Annotated in this window: 18 protein-coding genes; 5 read left to right on the top strand and 13 right to left on the bottom strand. The window is 71.0% G+C overall.

Going from position 1 to position 20,233, the window contains the following annotated elements:
* Nucleotides 1-246 precede the first annotated feature (246 nt).
* The 7 genes from ACIOHP_RS19320 to ACIOHP_RS19290 form a co-directional block, all read right to left on the bottom strand.
* Nucleotides 247-918 carry a FadR/GntR family transcriptional regulator gene (locus ACIOHP_RS19320; protein WP_307032937.1) on the bottom strand — a complete coding sequence of 224 codons (672 nt, stop codon included), beginning with the start codon at nt 916-918 and terminating at the stop codon, nt 247-249.
* Between the two features lie 98 nt (nt 919-1,016).
* Nucleotides 1,017-2,312: an amidohydrolase gene (locus ACIOHP_RS19315; RefSeq protein ID WP_401888865.1), complete on the bottom strand. Its 1,296-nt coding sequence runs from the start codon at nt 2,310-2,312 to the stop codon at nt 1,017-1,019.
* Nucleotides 2,309-3,061, bottom strand: coding sequence for a nucleoside phosphorylase (locus tag ACIOHP_RS19310; RefSeq protein ID WP_401888863.1), 753 nt, complete (start codon nt 3,059-3,061; stop codon nt 2,309-2,311). The genes ACIOHP_RS19315 and ACIOHP_RS19310 overlap by 4 nt, the downstream gene beginning before the upstream one ends.
* Nucleotides 3,058-3,924 (bottom strand): ABC transporter permease, encoded by an 867-nt coding sequence (locus ACIOHP_RS19305; protein ID WP_401888860.1) that lies wholly within the window; start codon nt 3,922-3,924, stop codon nt 3,058-3,060. Before ACIOHP_RS19305 ends, ACIOHP_RS19310 begins: the two co-directional genes overlap by 4 nt.
* Nucleotides 3,924-4,976, bottom strand: coding sequence for an ABC transporter permease (locus ACIOHP_RS19300; RefSeq protein WP_401888857.1), 1,053 nt, complete (start codon nt 4,974-4,976; stop codon nt 3,924-3,926). The genes ACIOHP_RS19305 and ACIOHP_RS19300 overlap by 1 nt, the downstream gene beginning before the upstream one ends.
* Before the next feature lies 1 nt (nt 4,977).
* Entirely contained in the window at nt 4,978-6,507 is a 1,530-nt protein-coding gene (locus tag ACIOHP_RS19295) for an ABC transporter ATP-binding protein (RefSeq protein WP_401888854.1), read from the bottom strand.
* Nucleotides 6,488-7,537 carry a BMP family ABC transporter substrate-binding protein gene (locus ACIOHP_RS19290; protein WP_401888851.1) on the bottom strand — a complete coding sequence of 350 codons (1,050 nt, stop codon included), beginning with the start codon at nt 7,535-7,537 and terminating at the stop codon, nt 6,488-6,490. Before ACIOHP_RS19290 ends, ACIOHP_RS19295 begins: the two co-directional genes overlap by 20 nt.
* Nucleotides 7,538-7,829: 292 nt before the next feature.
* Between ACIOHP_RS19290 and mtnA the strand changes: the two genes are divergently transcribed.
* Nucleotides 7,830-8,861: an S-methyl-5-thioribose-1-phosphate isomerase gene (gene mtnA / locus ACIOHP_RS19285; RefSeq protein WP_401888848.1), complete on the top strand. Its 1,032-nt coding sequence runs from the start codon at nt 7,830-7,832 to the stop codon at nt 8,859-8,861.
* Between the two features lie 60 nt (nt 8,862-8,921).
* Here the strand turns inward: mtnA and mtnB are convergent, their stop codons facing one another.
* From mtnB to ACIOHP_RS19270, 3 genes are read right to left on the bottom strand one after another with little or no spacing between them, the layout of a single operon-like run.
* A complete protein-coding gene (gene mtnB / locus ACIOHP_RS19280; RefSeq protein WP_361549075.1) occupies nt 8,922-9,530 on the bottom strand; it encodes a methylthioribulose 1-phosphate dehydratase in 609 nt (202 codons plus the stop codon).
* Nucleotides 9,527-10,261 carry an acireductone synthase gene (gene mtnC / locus ACIOHP_RS19275; RefSeq protein WP_401888845.1) on the bottom strand — a complete coding sequence of 245 codons (735 nt, stop codon included), beginning with the start codon at nt 10,259-10,261 and terminating at the stop codon, nt 9,527-9,529. Before mtnC ends, mtnB begins: the two co-directional genes overlap by 4 nt.
* A complete protein-coding gene (locus ACIOHP_RS19270) occupies nt 10,258-10,857 on the bottom strand; it encodes a cupin (protein ID WP_351690382.1) in 600 nt (199 codons plus the stop codon). The genes mtnC and ACIOHP_RS19270 overlap by 4 nt, the downstream gene beginning before the upstream one ends.
* Nucleotides 10,858-11,390: 533 nt before the next feature.
* Between ACIOHP_RS19270 and ACIOHP_RS19265 the strand changes: the two genes are divergently transcribed.
* The 4 genes from ACIOHP_RS19265 to mtnK are packed head-to-tail and all read left to right on the top strand — an operon-like array spanning nt 11,391 to nt 16,278.
* Entirely contained in the window at nt 11,391-12,488 is a 1,098-nt protein-coding gene (locus tag ACIOHP_RS19265; protein WP_401888841.1) for a substrate-binding domain-containing protein, read from the top strand.
* On the top strand, nt 12,475-14,004 hold the full coding sequence (locus ACIOHP_RS19260) for a sugar ABC transporter ATP-binding protein (RefSeq protein WP_401888838.1): 1,530 nt from the start codon (nt 12,475-12,477) through the stop codon (nt 14,002-14,004). The genes ACIOHP_RS19265 and ACIOHP_RS19260 overlap by 14 nt, the downstream gene beginning before the upstream one ends.
* Before the next feature lie 39 nt (nt 14,005-14,043).
* Nucleotides 14,044-15,090, top strand: coding sequence for an ABC transporter permease (locus ACIOHP_RS19255; protein ID WP_401888835.1), 1,047 nt, complete (start codon nt 14,044-14,046; stop codon nt 15,088-15,090).
* Between the two features lie 15 nt (nt 15,091-15,105).
* On the top strand, nt 15,106-16,278 hold the full coding sequence (gene mtnK / locus ACIOHP_RS19250; protein WP_401888833.1) for an S-methyl-5-thioribose kinase: 1,173 nt from the start codon (nt 15,106-15,108) through the stop codon (nt 16,276-16,278).
* Here the strand turns inward: mtnK and ACIOHP_RS19245 are convergent.
* From ACIOHP_RS19245 to glpK, 3 genes are all read right to left on the bottom strand, one after another.
* Nucleotides 16,267-16,836 carry an SMI1/KNR4 family protein gene (locus tag ACIOHP_RS19245; RefSeq protein ID WP_361549089.1) on the bottom strand — a complete coding sequence of 190 codons (570 nt, stop codon included), beginning with the start codon at nt 16,834-16,836 and terminating at the stop codon, nt 16,267-16,269. The genes mtnK and ACIOHP_RS19245 overlap by 12 nt on opposite strands.
* Nucleotides 16,837-16,990: 154 nt before the next feature.
* Nucleotides 16,991-18,607 (bottom strand): glycerol-3-phosphate dehydrogenase/oxidase, encoded by a 1,617-nt coding sequence (locus ACIOHP_RS19240; RefSeq protein WP_361549091.1) that lies wholly within the window; start codon nt 18,605-18,607, stop codon nt 16,991-16,993.
* Between the two features lie 51 nt (nt 18,608-18,658).
* Nucleotides 18,659-20,200: a glycerol kinase GlpK gene (gene glpK / locus ACIOHP_RS19235; protein WP_361549095.1), complete on the bottom strand. Its 1,542-nt coding sequence runs from the start codon at nt 20,198-20,200 to the stop codon at nt 18,659-18,661.
* Nucleotides 20,201-20,233 lie beyond the last annotated feature (33 nt).

Raw genomic sequence — 20,233 nt, 5'->3', positions numbered from 1 at the left:
GTGAACGCATCACTGCCCCATTAGCCACCCCGGAACACCCTCCATTCCTCGGAGCTGTACCGGATCACCGTGCACGCCTGCCCCTCCAGCGGCTCGGTGACCCGGGTAGACGTCGGATGACCCGGCGAAGCCCGATGACCGGCGGGATGGTGCACTCACCCGTGTGGCCGTACGGCGGCGAGGGCGCCCGGCGCGGGGCTCGTGCGCGGCTCTCCCGCCCCTGCGGCACGGGCACGGAACGCCAGTTCAGAGCGAGGCGCGCAGCCACTGCTCCACGCTCGCGATGTGCACCGTCGCCCACGACCGGGCCGCCTCCGCGTCGCGATCCCGTAGCGCGGCGAGGATCATGCGGTGCTCGTGCAGGGTGCGGCTGACCGCGTCCTCCTGGGTCAGGCCTCGCCAGATCCTCGCCCGGGTCGTGGGGCCCGACAGGCCGTCGAGGAGGGAGCAGAGGACGGAGTTGCCGGAGCTCTGCACGATGCCGCGGTGGAAGTCGAGGTCGCAGGCGACCAGTTCCTCCACCGAGGGGGCGGAGCCCAGTTTGTCCAACTGGGCCGACAGGGCGTCCAGTTGCTGCTCGCTGATCCGCAGGGCCGCCATCGAGGTCGCGGCCGGTTCCAGGATGCGGCGGACGGCCAGGAACTCCAGGACCGTGTCGTCGCGGTGGAAGTCGACGACGAAACTCAGTGCCTCCAGAAGGAGTTGAGGGTCCAGGCTCGTCACATACGTGCCGTCGCCCTGCCGTACGTCCAGGATCCGGATCAGCGACAGGGCCCGCACGGCCTCCCGCAGGGAGTTGCGGGACAGCCCGAGCTCGGAGGCGAGCTCGCTCTCCTTGGGGAGCCGGTCGCCGGGGCGCAGGGCGCCCGAGACGATCATGCCCTTGATCTTCTCGATCGCCTCGTCGGTGACTGCCATGGCCGGCCTCCCAGTGGTTCCCGCATGCCCGTAAAGACATCCGATGTCTTACGCCATTATGGGGCCGGACCCGTCGATCGGGGTGCCAAACGCCCCGCTCAGACAAGGTCTTCCAGGTCGGCGATCACCGTACGCTCGTCCAGCGTCGTCAGCACCCGGTCCCGCAGGAGCACCCGTCCGTCGACGACGGTGTCCCGCACGTCCGCCGAGTGCGCCGCGTACGCGAGCGTCGACCACGGATCGTGCACGGGCCGCAGGTGGGGCGCGTCCAGGTCCAGCACCACGAGGTCGGCCCGCTTCCCGGCCTCCAGCGAGCCCAGCCGCTCCCCGAGCCCCAGCGCCCGCGCACCCTCGATCGTCGCCATGCGTACGGCCTGCTCGGCACCGACCGCCGTGGGGTCACCGCCCGCCTTGTGCAGCAGCGCCGCCTGCCGCACCGCCCCCAGCACATCCAGCGTGTTGGAGCTGACGGCCCCGTCCGTACCGAGCCCGACAGTCACCCCGGCGCTCAGCAGCCGCGGCACCGGCGCGATCCCGCAGCCCAGCTTCAGGTTGGACACCGGGCAGTGGGCGACCGACGTGCCGGTGCGGGCCAGCGCCACGATCTCCGGTCCGGTGAGGTCCACGGCGTGCGCGAGCAGCACATCCGGGCCCAGCAGACCGAGCGAGTCGAGCAACTCCACCGGACGCTTGCCGTACTTGACCTCGACGGTGGCGACCTCGGTCGCGTTCTCCGAGGCGTGGATGTGCAGCAGGGCCCCGAACTCCCGGGCCAGCGCGAAGATTTCGGTGAGCTGGTCCGGGCTCAGGGTGTACGTGGAGTGCGCGAAGAGGACCGGGCGGGTACCGGGGCGGGCCGCGCCGCGGGCCTCCAGGTCCCGGCGCGCCCAGTCCAGGCGGTCCTCGTAGGCGATGCCGTCGGGCGGGCCGGGCACGTCCATGAAGGTGGGCCCGGTGTGCAGCCGCCAGCCCGCCTCACGGGCCGCCTGCTCGGCCGCCTCGTGGAACCAGTACATGTCGAGCGCCGACGTCACCCCCGCCCGTACGCTCTCGGCGACCGCGAGGCGCACCGCCGCCGCCACGTTCCGCGGCGTCAGCAGCTCGGCCTCCCACTTCAGCACCCGCTCCAAAAAGCCCTGGAGGGTGACGTCGTCGGCGCGCCCGCGCAGCAGGGTCATCGCGAGGTGGGTGTGGGTGTTGACCAGCCCCGGGAGGACGAGACAGCCCGCGGCGTCGATGGACTCGGTGGCCGGGAAGCGCGCACGCAGCTCGTCGGCGCGCCCCACGGCGACGATCTCGCCCTCGTGGACGGCGACAGCCCCGTCCCGTACGACAGTTCCCTCGTCGTCCACGGTCAGGACGTCGCCGCCGTGGATCAGCAGGTCGATGCTCACGCCCGGTACTCCTCCGCCAGCAGCCGCAGCGCCTCCAGCGACACCACCGCACCCCGCTCGACGCCCGTCGCGACGACATCGCGGTGCGGGTCGTAGGCGCTGGCGCCCTCCTCGTCCACCAGCTCGTCCGCGTTCGCCCCGTCGATGACGAGGACGCCGCCCGCGACCAGCCCGCGCAGCGATGCCATGACCAGCAGCGCGGAGAGCTCCATCTCGATGGCGGCGAGGCCGGCGCCGTCGTAGGAGAAGAGCGGGAGGAGGCCGGGCTGGAACGCCGCCCGGGTCCAGACGATGCCGCGGTGGTGCGGGGCGTTCGCCTCGCGGGCCGCACGCTGGAGCGCGATGACCGCCTCGGGGGAGGAGACCGCGGGGTACTCGGGCGGGAGCAGCTGCTGGGTGACACCGTCGTCGCGGACGGCCGCCTCCGCGATGACGAGGTCGCCGTCGCCGATCCCGGGCTTCATCGCGCCCGCCGTACCGAACCGCAGGATGGTGTGGACTCCCGCGTCCGCGAGCTCCTGGAACAGCAGGATCGCGCCCGGACCGCCCACCCCGTGCGAGGCGACGACGACCGGCAGACCCTTCCAACTGCCGCTGAACGTACGGTATTCGCGGTGGTAAGAGACCTCCTCGGCCCCGTCGAGCAGCGCGGCGACGGCCGCGGCGCGCGCCGGGTCGCCGACGACGACCGCGTGGGCCGGCAGGCCGGTGCGGGGTATGCGGGTGATGGGCAGCAGGTCCTGCGTCATGCGGCGGCTCCGGTGGACGGACGGGTACGGCGACGGCGCGCCGTGGTGAGGAAGAGGGCGCCGAGCGTGACGACGTACGGCGCGGCGTCGGTCGCCTGCTGCGGCAGACCGAGGCCCTGGAGACGGAAGCCGGCCGCCTCGGCGAGGCCGAAGAGCAGCGCGGCCAGCAGCACCCCGAGGGGCAGGGCGCGGCCGAGCATCACGGCGACGACGGCGATCCAGCCGCGGCCCGCGGTCATGTTCTCGGTGAACAACGTGACGTTGCCGAGGGCGAGTTGGGCACCGGCGAGACCGCACAGGACGCCTGAGACCAGCACGGCCGCGTACTTGTACTTCGCCGGGCTCACCCCGAGCGTGGCCGCCGCGTCCGGTGCCTCGCCGACTCCGCGCAGGCGCAGTCCCCACACGTGCCGGGACAGCATCACCGCGGCCACCGCGACCGCCGCCCACGACAGGTAGGCGAGCGGGGTGAGGCCGCCGATCAGGGGGAGGCCGAGGAGGGACGGGTCGTCGAAGGTGCCCTGCACGCCGAAGACCGTACGGAGCAGGAAGCTCGTCAGGCCCACGGCCAGCAGGTTCATCGCGATACCGAGAACCACCGCGTCCCCGCGCAGGGTGACCGTCCCGACCGCGAGGATCAGCGAGTACGCCGCCGCGGCCAGCGCCGCCGCGAGCACTCCGAGCCAGGGGCTGCCGGTGAACCAGCTCGTGGCGACCGCGGTGAAGCAGCCCATCAGCATCATGCCCTCGAGGCCGATGTTGAAGACGCCCGCCCGTTCGCAGACGGCTCCGCCGAGCGCGGCCAGCAGGATCGGCGTCAGCGCGCGGAACGCCGACATGACGAGGTCGGAGTCGAAGAACATCACACGGCCTCCTTGGCCTTGACCTCGGCCTTGCGGCGCGGGAGACGCGGGAACGTCAGCCGGGCCGCGAGGAACACGATCACGATCGCCTGGAGCACCTGCGTCAGCTCACGCGGCACCTCGGTCGTCCGCTCCATCGCGAGACCGCCGACCGCGAGGACGGCGAAGAAGAACGACGCGATCACCGTACCGAGCGGTGCCGCCGTGGCCAGCAGGGCGGCGGTGAGGCCCGTCCAGGTGTAGCCGGGTGCGGTCAGCGAGCCGTCCACGAAACGGTACGGGAAGCTCAACACCCCGATGGCGCCCACGAGTCCGGCGATCGCCCCCGACACGGACATCAACTTCACTGTCAGGCCCCGGCGTTCGACACCGGCGTACGCGGAGAAGCGCGCGTTGAGACCGGTCATGCGTATCTCGTACCCGAAGGCGGTCCGCCGGTCCGTGAACCAGTACGCGGCCGCCGCGAGAACGACCAGAACCAGACCGAGGGTGACCGTGGAGTCACCGAAGGCGGGCAGCGCCACGCCGGCGGGCAGCGCCCGTGTCTGCGGCAGGCTGGAGCCGGGCTCCTTGAGCGGGTAGCGCGCCAGGTACGAGGCGAACGAAACCGCCGGGTAGCTCAGCAGCAGACTGCTGACCAGGAGCGGGACGCCGAAGTGGTTCTCGCACAGGGCGGCCAGCGTGGCGTACGCGGCACCCGCCGCCATGCCCGCGAGCAGCGCGAGGACGACGGTGAGGGGCGCCGGCAGCGGGGAGTACAGGCCGGTCACGGCGGCGGTGATGCCGCCGAGGACCATCTGGCCGTCGCCGCCGAGGTTGATGAGCCCGGCACGCAGCGGGATCGCCAGCGCGAGGGCCATGCCGAGCACGCTGGTGAGGGTGGTCAGCGTGGAGCCGATGCCGTCGGCGCCGAGCGAGCCGGTGAGGACCGCCTCGTACGCCGCTAGCGGGTCCGCGCCGGTGCCGACCAGGAAGAGCGCGCCGATGAGGACGCCGGCGAGCACGGAGAAGGTGATGGGGGAGCGCAGGGCTCCGGATATCCGGTTGTTCATGTCAGTCGACGGCCTCCACCGTGACCCGGGCGCCCGCCATCGCGAGGCCCAGCGTCCGTTCGTCCGCCTCGTCCTTGTCGTACGACGCCGTGATCCGGCCCTCGTACATCACCAGCACCCGGTCCGACAGGCCCCGGATCTCGCTCAGTTCGGCCGAGACGAGGAGGACGGCGTGGCCGGCGTCGCGGTAGGCGACGATCTGGTCGTGGATGTTCTGGATGGCGCCGATGTCGACACCGCGCGTGGGCTGCTCGACGAGCAACAGCGGGGCGTCGTGGGCGAGTTCGCGGCCGATCAGCAGCTTCTGGAGGTTGCCGCCGGACAGCGCGGAGGCGGGCACCTCGGGGCTCGACGCCTTGACGCCGAACCGCGCGATCAGCCGCCGCGCGTGCTCCCGGACGGCCGTCGGCGGCAGCAGGCCGCGGGAGGACAGGGACGTACGGTGGTGGCCCATCGCGAGGTTGTCGGCGACGGACGCCGCGGGCGCCGTACCGACCGCGTGCCGGTCCTCGGGGACGTACGCCAGGCCCTTGAGGCGGCGTTCGGTGGCGGAGGCGTGGGTGATGTCCTCGTTCTCGAGGGTCACCCGCCCGGCGGTGGTCGGCCGCAGACCCGCCAGCGCCTCGATCAGCTCGCTCTGGCCGTTGCCCGCGACGCCCGCGATGCCGACGATCTCGCCGGCGCGGACGGTGAGTCCGGCGCCGTGCACCCCGTCGGTGGCGAGACCGGTCACCTCCAGCACGGCGTCACCGGGTGTGCCCCGGGTGTGGACGCGGTCGAGTTCGACCGCGCGGCCGGTCATGGCCGCCGCGATCTCGTCGGCGGAGGTCTCCGAGGTGACCAGACGGGCGACCACCCTGCCGTCCCGCAGGACGGTCACGTGGTCGCTGACCTCCAGCACCTCGCGGAGCTTGTGCGTGACGAGGATCACCGTACGGCCCTGTGCGGCCAGCGACCTGAGCACCGCGAACAGGGCGTCGGCCTCGGCCGGTGTGAGCACCGCCGTCGGCTCGTCGAGGATCAGCGTGCGGGCGCCGCGGTGCACCAGCTTGAGGATCTCCACGCGCTGGCGCAGACCCACGGGCAGATCACCGACGCGCGCGTCGGGGTCCACGGCGAGGCCGTGCTCCTCGGCGAGTTCACGTACCCGGCGGCGGGCCGCGGCGCGGTCCACCAGGCCGAAGCGGCGCGGCTCGGCGGCGTAGACGACGTTCTCGGCAACCGTCAGCGAGTCGAACAGCTTGAAACTCTGGTGGACCATGCCGAGCCCGGCGGCCATCGCGTCGCCCGGGCTGGCGAAGTGCGCGTCACGGCCGCCGACACGGACCGAGCCCGTGTCGGCGCGCTCCATGCCGTACAGGATCGACATGAGCGTGGACTTGCCCGCGCCGTTCTCGCCCATCAGGGCGTGGATCTCGCCGTGGCGGACGGTCAGGTCGACGGAGTCGTTGGCGAGCGTGCCGGGAAACCGCTTGGTGATTCCCCGGAGCTCGACGGCCAGGCCCTCGGCGTCAGCCGGCGGCGGGGTCATCGACCTTCAGCTCTCCGGAGACGATCTGGTCGCGCAGCTCCTCGACCTTCGCGAGGACGTCCTTGTGGTCGGCGATCACGCACTTCGACGAGTCGACGCCGTCCTCCAGCCCGGTCAGGCTGATGCCGCCCTCCTTGAGGCCGTAGGAGACGGTGCCTGTCTTACCGGCCAGGACCGACTCGATGCCCTTCTCCACGGCGACGTCCGTGCGCTTGATCACGTTGTCGACGACCGTGCCCGGCGCCGAGACGCACTGGTTGACGTCGACGCCGTACGCGTAGGCGCCCTTGGCCTTCGCGGCCTCGAAGACGCCGTAGTTGCCGGCCGCGGCGGCCGCCATGATCTGGTCGTAGCCCTTGGAGAGCAGGGTGTTCGCCTGCTCCTTGGCACGCGCCGAGTCGTCGAAGGGGGACTGGCCGCCGACGAAGCGCGTCGACGTCTCGGTCTTGGCGGCGACCTTCTTGGCTCCGGCCGCGAACGGGTCGCTGTAGCGGCGGAACTGGGGTGTGTCGAGGACGTCGACCGCGCCGACCTTGCCCGACTCGGTGAGCAGACCGGCCTCGGCGCCCGCGAGGTACACGCCCTCGTGCTCGCGGAAGACCGCGCAGCTGACGTTCTTGAAGGTCTTGGCGGTGCAGGCGTCGATGATCAGGAACTGCTGCTTCGGGTTCTTCTGCGCCTGCTGCGCGACGAGGTCGGCGAACTCGAAGCCGACCAGCACGACGACGTCCGGCTTGGCGTCCACCGCGGCCTGCACGTTCTGCTGCTGGGAGGCGGTGTCCGTGGACTCGTAGACCTTCTGCGAGCCGTCGTGCTGCTTCGCCGCGTCCTTGACGCCGGTGACGGCGAGCTTGAGGAACTCGTTCTGACCGACCGCGTCGGGCGTGACGAGGGTGAAGGTCTTGCCGCTGCCGCCGCTCGCGCTGTCGGAGGCGTCGCTCTTCGCGGCGGCGTTGCAGGCGGTGGCCGCGGTGACCATGAGGGCGGTGGCGGCGGCGAGCTGCAGGGAACGGTGGTGTCTACGGGACATCGGGAGACCTTCCGGGTACGGCGAGGCACGCTCGGGCGGGAGCGGCGATGAGGTGAGAGGGGACGCTGGAACGGGGACGGGTCAGCGTCGACAGCCGTCACCGGCACACCGGCCGAAGTCGAGGAAACGGCGCTTGGTCAGCAGCACGGGCTTCCTCCTTCGTCTCGGTCTGCGGACTGATTGCCGGACAGTAGCATTCGTTTCCGGACACCTGCCCGACTGTCTCGAACTGTGGTTCTACCAGGTCATGTACCGTGGCCGGACACCACCGGAACAGCAGGAGTGTCCCGAAATGCCCCACGAATTGCGTGCCGTCGACTGGACCGGAGACGCCCTCGCCCTCATCGACCAGACACTGCTCCCGCACCGCAACGAGACGATGATTGTCCACGATGTGGACACTCTGGTCGACGCGATCCAGCGGCTCGTGGTGCGCGGCGCGCCCGCGATCGGTGCGGCCGGCGCGTACGGCGTCGCGCTCGCGCTGGTGCAGGGCGAGCGCGAGGGCTGGTCGGTGGACGAGGTGCGGGCCGCCGTCGCGCGCATCCGGGAGGCCCGGCCGACCGCCGTCAACCTGATGGTGTGCGTGGACCGCGTGATGACCCGCTTCGACGAGGGCCTCGACGCCGTGCTGGAGGAGGCCGTCGCCGTCCAGCGCGAGGACGTCGAGGCGAACCGGGCGATGGGCGCCCACGGCGCCGACTGGCTGCTCGAAATGGTGGGCGTGGAGCGGCCGTTGCGCATCCTGACCCACTGCAACACGGGCGCGCTGGCGACGGCCGGATGGGGCACGGCACTCGGCGTCATCCGCGAACTCCACGCGCGCGGACGCCTTGAAGTGGTCTATGCCGACGAGACGCGCCCCCTGCTCCAGGGATCCCGCCTCACCGCCTGGGAGTTGGTCCAGGAGGGCATACCGCACTACGTCCAGGCGGACGGCGCCGCCGCCGGCACCATCCTGCGCGGCCAGGTCGACGCGGCGATCGTCGGCGCGGACCGCATCGCCGCCAACGGCGACACCGCGAACAAGGTCGGCACGGTGGGCGTGGCGCTCGCCTGCGCGGACGCCGGGATCCCGTTCCTGGTGGCGGCGCCGACGACCACCGTGGACCTGTCGACCAAGACCGGCGACGAGATCCACATCGAACTGCGCGGCGAGGACGAGGTGTTGGAGTGGGGCGGGGTACGGACGGCTCCCGCCGACTCCCGCGGCCACAACCCCGCCTTCGACGTGACGCCTGGGCGGCTGGTGACGGGACTGGTGACGGAGCGGGGCGTACTGGAGGTGGCGTCCGGCCAACTGCCCGGCGATCACCTGCAGTAGAACCCGCGGCACGCGGAAGGGGACCCCCGAGCCCGGAGGTCCCCTTCGTCCCGGCACCGCTCAGCGCTGCGACAGCTCCAACTCCAGCAGCCACTCCACGACTTCGGTGTGGTGCCGCGCCTGACGGGGATCGGCGCCCCACACATACAGGCCGTGCCCCGCGACCACCACGGCCGGCATCCGCGGGTCGCGCGCCGCCTCCAGACGGTCCCCGAGCACCTTCATGTCCTGGCTGTTGGCGATGACCGGCAGCGTCACCTCGACGTCGTGCGCGGGCTGCCCGACGCCCTTGAGCATCTCCACGTCCTTGAAGACGATCCCGCCCGGCTCACGCCGGCCCATGGCCACGGAGGCGACCGTGTGGACGTGCACCACGGCCCCGGCCCCCGTCAGCGCGGCGACCCGCGCGTGCAACTCGGCCTCCGCGGACGGCTTGCCGCCCCGCACCGCGGCGCCCTGACCGTCCACCAACACCACGTCGGCAGGGGTCAGTTCACCCTTGTCGTGCCCGCTCGCGGTGACCGCGAGCCGCAGCGGTTCGCGGGTGAGCACGACGGACAGGTTGCCGGAGGTGCCCCGCATCCAGCCGAAGCCCGCGAAGCGCGCGGACTCGGCGGCGAGGACCGCCCCCGCCTCCTCCAGGTCCAGTTCGGTGATCTCGGCGGTCATACGGTGCTCCCGGTGGTGCTGATGGTGATCTCGTCGAACGCCCCCGCCTCGGCGTGGTCGCCGACGCCCTGCTCGTAGTACGGCTCCCCGGGCCGCCGGATGCCCACCGCGTGCCAGCCGGCCGCGCGGGCCGCGTCCAGCTCGCCGGGGCGGTCGGAGAGGAAGAGGAGCCGCGAGGGCTCGACGCCGGCCGACTGCGCGATACGGCGGTACGACTCCGGCTCCTGCTTGGGGCCCGCGCTCTCGGTGTCGTGGAGACCGGAGACGAGCGAGGTGAGGTCGCCCTCCGGGCTGTTCCTGAACCAGGCTTGCTGGGCGGACACCGAGCCTGACGAGTAGACGTACAGCCTCGTCCCCGCCGCGTGCCAGACACGCAGCCGCGGTACGACGTCGTCGTAGAAGTGCGAGACGAGGTCGCCGCGTGCGAAGCCCTCGGACCAGATGATCCCCTGGAGGGTCTTCAGCGGCGTGGCCTTGCGGTCCTCGTCGAGCCAGGCGTTCAGGGCCTTCTCGACCGCGGCCGCGTCGGCCCGCGGATCGCCCAGCTCCTCGCGCACCTGCACGACGGCCCGCGCCACGTCCGGATCGTCGGCCCGCTCGTTCAGCAGCGCGCCGAAACGCGCGCGCGAGTACGGGTAGAGCACGTCGACGACGAAGCCCGTGGCGCTCGTGGTGCCCTCGATGTCGAGCACCACGGCGTCCACGTCGTACGTCAGGCCCCGCTGCGTCACGCCGCGCCCTCGCCGGCCGCGTAACCCGCCGCGATCGTGTCGTAGTCCGGGAAACGGGAGGCGATCGTCGAGCCGGTGAAGTTGCCGATCCAGCCGTCCTCCTCGTGGAAGAAGCGGATCGCGGTGAACGACGGGCTGGTGCCCATGTCGAACCAGTGGGTGGTGCCGCGCGGCACGCCCAGCAGGTCGCCCTTCTCGCAGAAGACCGCGTGGACCTCGCCGTTCACGTGCAGATAGAAGATCCCGGAGCCGGAGACGAAGAAGCGGACCTCGTCATCGTCGTCGTGCGTGTGCTCCTGGAGGAACTTCGCGCGCGCGGCCGCGGCCTTCGCCGGGAACTCCGGGTCGTCGCTCGGGTGCAGGCCGAGGACGTCGACGGTGGTGAAGCCCTCCTCGGCGTTCAGCTTGTCGATCTCCGGGCCGTACGCGGCGAACACCGTGTCGCTGTCGGCGTCGAACGGGACGTCCTCACGGACGGGCCACTGCTCGTAGCGCACACCGAGCGGCTTGAGGGCCTCGGCGATCTCGGCGGGGTCCGAGGTACGGCGGACCAGCGTCTCGGGGCCGGACTCGGACCAGGTCGTCAGCAGGGTCATGGGAACAACTCCAGGCGTCTGGAAGGGATGTCCGGATACCGAGACAAGCACCGGACGGGCAGGGCAGGAAGAGGGCGGCGACGGACAGTCGGTCAGCCGCGACACGCGGCGCCGGGACAGCGGCGAGGCATGCGGGGCATGCGCAGCGCTGTCGCGTGTGGTGTCGTCATCAGGGCCTCACTGGTCCGGGTGGGGTGCCGGTTCCGCGATGGTAACTCGACCCGGCAGGTCAACCCGGTGTGACGAAGTTGTTGTCTCAAGCAGTGAGAAAGCGTGTTCAGTGCTTTGACGAATGGCCGGAATCGTTCCCATGATCTGTGCATGAAGACGCTGCTGCTCGTGCGGCGGCTGCACGTGGATCTGCTCCGGACGGCCACGGCCAGCTGTCGCTGACCCCACCCGGAGCCCCGCACACCCTTGTCACCGCGGGCCACCGCCCCTGCTCGGGGTGGCGCATTCCTTTCCCTCGCTCCGGGTCGCGCGTTCCCCTCCGCTTCACCCCCCTTCGCACCACCCCGCACCTGGAGCCCCTCATGTCCCGTGTCCGCCTCCCCCTTGCCGCGCTCTCGCTGGCCTCCGTCTCCGCACTCCTGCTCGCCGGCTGCTCGCAGTCCACGGACGCCTCGAAGGACACCGGCAGCACCGCCGCCTCCGCGTCGGCCGCCACCGGCAAGAAGCCCGCCCCCTTCAGCGACGGCGCGGTCAAGGTCGCCCTGGTCCGCCAGAGCGGCGCCGGCGACTACTTCGAGCAGTGGGGCAACGGAGCCAAGGCCCAGGCCAAGGCCCTCGGCATCGACCTGACGGTCTACGACGCGCAGGCCGACAACGCCAAGCAGGCCACCGACCTCTCCTCGGCGATCAACTCCGGCGCCAAGGCGATCATCATCGACCACGGCTTCCCGGCGACCATCCAACCGGAGATCGACAAGGCCGTGAAGAAGGGCATCAAGGTCGTCGTCTACGACGTCGAGACGGCCACGAAGGGTGTCGTCTCGACCAAGCAGGACGACGCGAGCATGGCCCAGGCCGTCCTCGACGTGATGGCCAAGGAGGTCGGCAAGGACGCCAAGGTCGGCTACGTCAACGTCGCCGGCTACGCGGCCCTCGACAAGCGGAACACCGTCTGGACCAAGGAACTCGCCGCGCAGGGCTGGAAGCAGGAGTTCAAGGTCGGCAAGGTCACCGACTCCACGGCCACCGACAACGTTCCCCTGGTCTCCGCCGCGCTCACCCAGCACTCGGACGTGGCGGGCGTGTTCGCCCCCTACGACGAGCTGGCCAAGGGCACCGTCCTCGCCGTCCAGAACAAGAAGCTCCAGGACAAGGTGAAGGTCTTCGGCGCGGACGTCTCCAACGCCGACATCCAGCAGATGACCGCCGCCGACAGCCCGTGGGTCGCCACGGCCGGCACCGACCCGTCCGCGGTGGGCGCCGCCGTCGTCCGTACGACCGCCCTGGAGCTGGCCGGACAGCTGAACAAGACCTCCGTCGAGTTCCCGGCCGTCGCCATCACCCAGGACTTCCTGAACAAGAACAAGATCGAGAACATGGACCAGCTCCGCACGGCGCTGCCCGCGCTGAACCTGTCCCAGGTCTCGACCGCGGACTGGATCTCGAATGTCGCCCACTGAGACGACCCGGACGCCCGCGGTCGGCCTCACCGACGTCAGCATGGCCTTCGGAGGCAAGACCGTCCTCGCCTCCGTCTCCCTGGACATCGCACCGGGCAGCGTGGTCGCGCTGCTCGGTGCGAACGGCGCCGGCAAGTCCACGCTGATCAAGATCCTGTCCGGCGTGCACACCGACCACGGCGGCGAGGTGCGGGTCGCGGGCGAAACCGCCGCTCTCCAGTCGCCGCTGGCCGCACGCCAGCTGGGCATCCAGACCGTGCATCAGCGCATCAGCGAGGGCATCGTGCCCGGCCTCACGGTCGCCGAGAACCTGGTCTTCGAGGAGCTGGCCCAGAGCCGGGGCAACCCGTTCCTGAACGGGGGCAGGCTGCTGGCCCGCGCCCGCGAGATCCAGGCCGGCCTCGGTCTGGACTGGAGCGACAGCCTCCTCAAGCGCGATGTCACCGAACTCGGCATCTCCGACCGCCAGTTGCTCATCCTCGCCCGCGCCCTGGCCACCCGGCCGCGCTTGCTCATCCTCGACGAGCCGACCTCCGCCCTCTCCGCCGCCGAGGCGGAGCGCCTGTTCGCGTTGGTCGAGAAGATGCGCGACGACGGCATCGCGGTGCTCTACGTCTCCCACCGGCTCGGCGAGATCGACGCGCTGGCCGACCGTCTGGTCGTCCTGCGGGACGGACGTCTCACCGAGGACCAGACCAAGCCCTTCGACTGGGACGCGGCCCTGCGGGCGATGCTCGCCCAGGCCCACGAGACGACCACGGCCCGCCCGGTCCGGGAGGGAGCGGCCGGCGCTGCCGTGCTCTCCCTTCGGGGGGTACGGCTCTTCGCGGGCCGCGCACCTCTCGACCTGGACCTCCGCGCCGGCGAAGTCACCGGTGTCGTGGGCCTGTTGGGCGCGGGCAAGACCGAGCTGGCCCGCGGCCTGTTCGGCGCCGAGCCCTTCGCGTCCGGCTCCGTCGAACTCGACGGCAAGGACTTCGCGCCCCGGCGGCCCGCCGACGCGATCCGGGCCGGCATCCACCTGGTCCCCGAGGACCGGCACGCCGACGCCCTCGTGCCCGGCTGGTCGCTGGCGCAGAACATCTCGCTGCCGTTCCTGAAGTCCCTGTCGAGAGCAGGGCTCGTCCAGCGCGGGAAGGAGGACGCCCTCGGCCGCGCCACCATCGAGGCCCTCGGCGTCGTCGCCCGCGACGAACACAGCACCGTGGAGGAGCTGTCCGGCGGCAACCAGCAGAAGGTCGTCGTCGGCCGCTGGCTGGCACACCCACCCCGAGTCCTCATCCTGGACGAGCCGTTCCGAGGCGTGGACATCGGCGCCCGGCGCGACATCGGCCGCCGCGCCCGGTCCCTCGCCGCCGAGGGTGCCGCCGTCCTCGTCCTGTCCGCCGACGTCGACGAGATCCTCGAGATCGCCGACCGGGTCGTCGTCCTCGCGTCCGGTGAGATCCATCTCGACGCGTACGGCGAGGACGCGGAACGCGACCGTGTGATCCAGACCATCGCCGTGTCCGTCTAGCCCCGGCTGACACCGGCCGCCGAAGGAAGCAGTCCCCCCATGACCACCCAGCAGAGCACCGAGGTCCCGGTCAAGGCGGCGATCCCGCCCGCCACCACCACCGCCGCGCGCGCCCAGAACGCCGTCATCAAGTACGGCTTCATCTTCGTGACGGTCGCGCTCTTCCTCTACTTCGCGCTGAGCGAGGGCTCCTTCCGTGAGTCGGCCACCCTCCTCGACACCCTGCGGTACGTCTCCGTCGCCGCCATCCTCGGCCTCGGCGTCACCCTCACCATGGCCGTCGGCGGAATGGACATGTCCGTCGGCGCGGTCGCCGGACTGGGTGTCTCCGTCGCCGCGCAGACGATGGTCGTCCACAACCAGGTCGGCACGGTCGCGATCATCGCGGTGATCGCGGCGGGCGCCGTGGCAGGTCTGCTGAACGCGCTCCTCATCGTGGTCCTGAAGATCCCCGACATGCTGGCCACGCTCGGCACGATGTTCGTCATCCAGGGCACCAAACTCATCCTGGTCGACGGCCAGTCCATCACCCCCGGCATGACCCTCGACGACGGCTCCACGGCACCCGGCAAGTTCACCGAGGGCTTCCTGAAGATCGACCGGGGCACGGTCCTCGGCATCCCCATCTCCGTCCTCGTCTTCGGCGGCCTGACGATCGCCGCCTGGGTCTTCCTCGCCCGCACCCGCTGGGGCCGCGTCCTGTACGCCATCGGCGCCAACCCCGAGGCCTCCCGGCTGGCCGGCATCCGCGTCGGCGCGTACCGCTCCCTCGCCTACGTCCTCTCCGGCGTCCTCGCCTCGATCGGCGGCCTGATCCTGGCGTCCCGCATCGGCCAGGGCGATGTGAGCGCCGGAACGTCCCAGCTGCTGGAGGCGGTGGCGGTCGCGCTGGTCGGCACCTCGGTCCTCGGCCGCGGCCGCCCGAACGTCTGGGGCACCGCCCTCGGCGCCGTGCTGATCGGCATCATCACGACCGGCCTCACCATCAAGGGCCTGCCGTACTACACGCAGGACGTCGTCGAGGGCGCGGTCCTCATCCTCGCCCTCGTCTTCAGCTTCACCCTGTCCAAGCGCCGCACCGCATAGGGGAGTTCACCGACCATGGGCTACCGCATCCTGGAGACCGACGACATCCCCGCGTACCTGCGCGAGCGGGGCCACTGGGACGAGGCGGCCGATCCGCAGGTCCGCGAGGTCTCGGACGGCAACATGAACAGGGTGTTCCTGGCGTCCAACGCCGACGGCACCCGCAGCCTCGCCCTCAAGCAGGCCCTGCCCTGGGTCCGCGTCGCGGGCCCCTCCTGGCCGATGAACCCGGACCGCGCCGACGCCGAGGCACGGGCCTACGAACAGGTCGCCCGTGTCGCCCCGGACAAGATCCCGGCGATCCACGGCTACGACCCCGAGAACTACGCCCTCGTCATGGAGGACATGTCGGACCTGGAGGTGCTGCGGACCCTGCTGAACGAAGGCGCGTCCTACGGTCCGCACACCTCGGCCAGGACCGGCGAGTTCGTCGCCCAGTTCTCCTTCGCGACCAGTGACTTCGGCATGGCGTCGGCCGACCGCAAGGCGCTGATCGCCGCCTCGGTCAGCCCCGAGCTCTGCAAGATCACGGAGGACGTGGTCCTGTCCGAGCCGTACATCGAGCACGAGCACAACCACTGGCACGAGGGCCTGGACGACCTGGCGAAGGAGTTCCGCGCCGACACCCGGCTGCGCACGGAGGTCGCCGACCTCCGCCACACCTTCATGACCAGCGCCCAGGCCCTCCTCCACGGCGATCTGCACACCGGCAGCATCATGGTCGGCGAACGCGAAGGCGCCCCCGTCATACGGGTCTTCGACCCCGAGTTCTCCTTCGTCGGCCCGATCGGCTACGACCTCGGCCTGTACTGGGCCAACGCGCTGGTGTCGGAGGAACGAGCCCGCGCGCTCGGCACGCTGTCGGACCACCCCGACCAACTCCGCCTGTCCTGGGAGGCGTTCGAGACGGAGTTCCGCCGCCTGTGGCCGGCCCGTGTCGACACCTTCTTCGACGACGCCTATCTGGACCGCTTCCTGCGCCGGGTGTGGACCGAGTCCGTGGGCTACGCCGGCACGGAGATCATCCGCCGCATCATCGGCTTCGCCCACCTGACCGACCTGACGACTCTCGCGGACCCGGTACCGGCGTCCCGCCGGGCACTGCTGCTGGGCCGCGAACTCGTCGTGCGGCGCGAGGAGCTGACATCACCGCAGGCCGTGCGCGACGCCGTGGCCTCACTCGGCTGACTCGGCGTCGAACCACTCCTTGCCGGCGGCCCAGTGCCCCACCCAGCCGGCGAAGCCGGGCGCGGAGGTCGTGAAGCCGAACTCCGCGCCGAAGGGCATGGCGCCGACGTCCGTGACGTGCCAGATGTGCCCTCGGTGCGGGCCGGTGACGACGAGATGCCAGTTCATCGCGCACCCGTCCGTCCCGAGCACGATCGAACCGTGGTTGAAGACCTGGTCGGTGACGGCTTCGGGGTCCTCGTAGGGCCCCTCGTCCTCCTCCCAGAGCCACGGCTCCGTCAGCGGGAACGGCTCGGCCGGCCTCCGCTCCGCACCGTCGTCACCCCAGTCGGACGGCAGCTCGGCCAGCCCCACCAGCCCGTACTCCGGCGGCCCCTGCAACGAACCGTCGGATATCTCCGCCACGAACGTCCGGTACGGCTCCGGCAGCACGATCCCGTGCTCCGCCTCGAAGGCATGCACCGCCTCCCACCCGAGCGCCGACGCACCGTCATCGTCCACGCCGAACGCCTTCCGGAGCGCGTCGAGATCCTCAGGTGCGGCCTGTTCCAAGTTCATACGCCCATGAGAACACCCGCCACTGACAACGCGGGCACACGAAAGGGGCGGCTCCGTCGGCGCGGAGTCGCCCCTTTCGCGTGCGGGCCCCCATAGGGGAGAGGGGCCGTTTCCCGGTGGTGCCGGCCAGGTCAGGGAGAGGCCGGCCCGAGGTCTACTTCTTGTCGAGCAGATCCTGCACCTTCGCACGGACGTCGTCGCCGGCCAGACCGCGGATCGTCAGCGTCGTACGCCGCCGCAGCACGTCGTCCTGCGTCTCGGCCCACTCGTTGTCCCGCGCGTACACGACCTGCGCCCAGATCTCCGGCGCGTCCGGGTGCACACGCTCACCCAGCTCCGGGTTCTCGTTCGCCAGCCGCGCGATGTCGAACGCCAGCGAACCGTAGTGCGTGGCCAGGTGCTTCGCCGTGTCAGCCGCCATCCGCGGACCCGGCGCCGGGTTGTCCACGAGCAGCCGGTGCGCCACCGCGCGCGGGTTCGCGACACCCGGCAGCGGCAGCTTCTTCGGCAGCGAGGAGATCGGCTCGTAGTCGTCACCCAGCGGAGCGCCCGGCAGCGACTCCAGCTGCTTCATGACCGTACGGCCGATGTGCCGGAAGGTCGTCCACTTGCCGCCCGCGACGGACAGCATGCCGCCCTTGCCCTCGGTCACCACCGTCTCCCGCTTGGCCTTCGCGGTGTCGCCGGGACCACCCGGCAGCACGCGCAGACCCGCGAAGGCGTACGTGATGAGGTCACGGTCGAGCTGCTGGTCCCGGATGGAGAACGCGGCCTCGTCGAGTATCTGGGCCGTGTCCTTCTCGGTGACCGAGACGTCCGCCGGGTCGCCCTCGAACTCCTCGTCCGTGGTGCCGAGCAGCAGCATGTCCTCCCAGGGGAGGGCGAAGGTGATGCGGTACTTGTCGATCGGGGTGGCCAGCGCGGCCTTCCACGGCGCCGTCCGCTTCAGGACCAGGTGCGCGCCCTTCGACAGACGGATCGAGGGGGCCGCGTTCGGGTCCTCCATCTTGCGCAGGTGGTCGACCCACGGGCCGGTCGCGTTGAGGACGAGGCGGGCGCTGACGCCGAACTCGTCACCGGACTGGCGGTCGCGCAGCTCGGCGCCCGTGACCCGGCCCTTGGTGAACCGCAGACCGGTCACCTCGGCGTGGTTCAGGACCACCGCGCCCGCCTCGACGGCCGCGCGGACCGTCATCAGCGCCATGCGCGCGTCGTTCATCTGGTCGTCGCCGTACACCGCGACGGCCTTGAGGTTGTCGGTGCGCAGCTCGGGCACGTCCTGCGCCGCCTTGGCCGGCGAGAGGAGGTGGCCGACGCCGTCACCGAACGCGGAGAGCGCGGAGTAGGCGAAGACGCCCGCCCCGAGCTTCGCGGCGCCGTGCGGCCCGCCCTTGTACACGGGGAGGTAGAACGTGAGCGGGTTCGCCAGGTGGGGAGCCACCTGGCGGGAGACCGCACGGCGCTCGAAGTGGTTCTCCGCCACCAGCTTCACCGCGCCGGTCTGCAGATAGCGCAGACCGCCGTGGAGAAGCTTGGAGGAGGCGGAAGAGGTGGCACCGGCGAAGTCGCCGGCGTCGACCAGGGCCACCCGCAGGCCGGACTGCGCGGCGTGCCAGGCAGTGGAGATGCCCAGGATGCCGCCGCCGATCACGAGAAGGTCGTACGACGCCTTGGAGAGCTGCTCCCGGGTCTCGGCGCGGCTCGGGTTGGAGCCGGAGGCCGGGCGCGTACCGAGGGCAGGCACGGACTGCAGGGTGGTCTGACTGGTCATTTCGGGTTCTTACTCCTCATCAGAGCGTGCTGAGCCTACGAGTGGCTCTCGTCAGCTCTCTTCGTCCTCGAGCCAGCCCATCGTCCGCTCGACGGCCTTGAGCCAGCTCTTGTACTCGCGGTCGCGCTTCTCCGCGGCCATGTTGGGGGTCCACTCGGCGGCTCGGCGCCAGTTGGCGCGCAGGTCGTCGGTGCTGGTCCAGAAGCCGACGGCGAGACCGGCGGCGTAGGCGGCACCGAGGCAGGTCGTCTCGGCGACCATCGGACGGACCACGGGGGCGTCCACGAAGTCGGCGAGGGTCTGCATCAGCAGGTTGTTGGAGGTCATACCGCCGTCGACCTTGACGGCCGCGAGCTCGACACCGGAGTCCTTCGTCATGGCGTCGGTGATCTCACGGGTCTGCCAGGCCGTGGCCTCCAGGACGGCGCGCGCGAGGTGCGCCTTGGTGACGTACCGGGTCAGGCCGGCGATCACACCGCGGGCGTCGGAGCGCCAGTACGGGGCGAACAGACCGGAGAAGGCCGGCACGAAGTAGGCGCCGCCGTTGTCCTCGACCGAGAGCGCGAGCGTCTCGATCTCGGCGGCGGTGGAGATCAGGCCCATCTGGTCGCGCATCCACTGCACCAGCGAACCGGTGACGGCGATCGACCCTTCGAGGGCGTAGACCGCCTTCTGGTCGCCGATCCGGTAGCCGACCGTGGTGAGCAGGCCGTTGTACGAGTTGACCGGCTTCTCGCCGGTGTTCATCAGCAGGAAGGTGCCGGTGCCGTACGTCGACTTGGCCTCGCCCTCGGCGAAACAGGTCTGGCCGAACAGGGCCGCCTGCTGGTCACCGAGCGCGGACGCGACGGGGATGCCACCGAGGATGTCGCCGAGCTTGCCGCCGCTGACCTCGCCGTACACCTCGGCGGAGGAGCGGATCTCGGGCAGCATCGCCAGCGGCACGCCGATGGACTCGGCGATCTTCTCGTCCCACTCCATGCTGTGGAGGTTCATCAGCATGGTGCGGGAGGCGTTGGTGACGTCGGTGACGTGCCGGCCGCCGTTCACGCCGCCGGTCAGGTTCCAGATGACCCAGCTGTCCATGGTGCCGAAGAGGATGTCGCCGTTCTCGGCGCGCTCGCGCAGACCCTCGACGTTGTCGAGGAGCCAGCGGGCCTTCGGGCCGGCGAAGTACGAGGCGAGCGGGAGGCCCGTCTCGCGGCGGAAGCGGTCCTGGCCGACGTTGCGGCCGAGCTCCTTGCAGAGCGCGTCGGTGCGGGTGTCCTGCCACACGATGGCGTTGTGGACGGGCTCACCGGTGTTCTTGTCCCACAGCAGCGTGGTCTCACGCTGGTTGGTGATGCCGATGGCCTTGATGTCGTCGCGGGTGATGCCGGCCTTCTGGATGGCCCCGGCGACGACCTCCTCGACGTTGGTCCAGATCTCGTTGGCGTTGTGCTCGACCCAGCCCGGCTTCGGGAAGATCTGCTCGTGCTCCTTCTGGTCGACGGAGACGATACGTCCGTCGCGGTCGAAGACGATGCAGCGGCTGGAGGTGGTGCCCTGGTCGATGGCGGCGATGAAGGGGCCGGCGGTGTGCGCGTCGGTCACGGTGTGCTCCTGGGAGGTCCTAGGTCGGAAAGC

The organism is Streptomyces sp. NPDC087859, assembly GCF_044742595.1.
GTDB lineage: Bacteria > Actinomycetota > Actinomycetes > Streptomycetales > Streptomycetaceae > Streptomyces > Streptomyces canus_F.
This window is presented reverse-complemented; position numbering and strand designations above follow the sequence as displayed.

What these genes read in the sequence shown, in the direction of transcription:
- mtnA (WP_401888848.1), top strand. Translation starts at nt 7,830, where the DNA reads ATGCCCCACGAATTGCGTGCCGTCGACTGGACCGGAGACGCCCTCGCC.
- ACIOHP_RS19320 (WP_307032937.1), bottom strand. Translation starts at nt 918, where the DNA reads ATGGCAGTCACCGACGAGGCGATCGAGAAGATCAAGGGCATGATCGTC.
- ACIOHP_RS19245 (WP_361549089.1), bottom strand. Translation starts at nt 16,836, where the DNA reads ATGAACTTGGAACAGGCCGCACCTGAGGATCTCGACGCGCTCCGGAAG.
- ACIOHP_RS19270 (WP_351690382.1), bottom strand. Translation starts at nt 10,857, where the DNA reads ATGACCCTGCTGACGACCTGGTCCGAGTCCGGCCCCGAGACGCTGGTC.
- ACIOHP_RS19310 (WP_401888863.1), bottom strand. Translation starts at nt 3,061, where the DNA reads ATGACGCAGGACCTGCTGCCCATCACCCGCATACCCCGCACCGGCCTG.
- ACIOHP_RS19295 (WP_401888854.1), bottom strand. Translation starts at nt 6,507, where the DNA reads ATGACCCCGCCGCCGGCTGACGCCGAGGGCCTGGCCGTCGAGCTCCGG.
- ACIOHP_RS19240 (WP_361549091.1), bottom strand. Translation starts at nt 18,607, where the DNA reads ATGACCAGTCAGACCACCCTGCAGTCCGTGCCTGCCCTCGGTACGCGC.
- mtnB (WP_361549075.1), bottom strand. Translation starts at nt 9,530, where the DNA reads ATGACCGCCGAGATCACCGAACTGGACCTGGAGGAGGCGGGGGCGGTC.
- ACIOHP_RS19305 (WP_401888860.1), bottom strand. Translation starts at nt 3,924, where the DNA reads ATGTTCTTCGACTCCGACCTCGTCATGTCGGCGTTCCGCGCGCTGACG.
- ACIOHP_RS19290 (WP_401888851.1), bottom strand. Translation starts at nt 7,537, where the DNA reads ATGTCCCGTAGACACCACCGTTCCCTGCAGCTCGCCGCCGCCACCGCC.
- ACIOHP_RS19265 (WP_401888841.1), top strand. Translation starts at nt 11,391, where the DNA reads ATGTCCCGTGTCCGCCTCCCCCTTGCCGCGCTCTCGCTGGCCTCCGTC.
- mtnK (WP_401888833.1), top strand. Translation starts at nt 15,106, where the DNA reads ATGGGCTACCGCATCCTGGAGACCGACGACATCCCCGCGTACCTGCGC.
- ACIOHP_RS19255 (WP_401888835.1), top strand. Translation starts at nt 14,044, where the DNA reads ATGACCACCCAGCAGAGCACCGAGGTCCCGGTCAAGGCGGCGATCCCG.
- ACIOHP_RS19260 (WP_401888838.1), top strand. Translation starts at nt 12,475, where the DNA reads ATGTCGCCCACTGAGACGACCCGGACGCCCGCGGTCGGCCTCACCGAC.
- ACIOHP_RS19300 (WP_401888857.1), bottom strand. Translation starts at nt 4,976, where the DNA reads ATGAACAACCGGATATCCGGAGCCCTGCGCTCCCCCATCACCTTCTCC.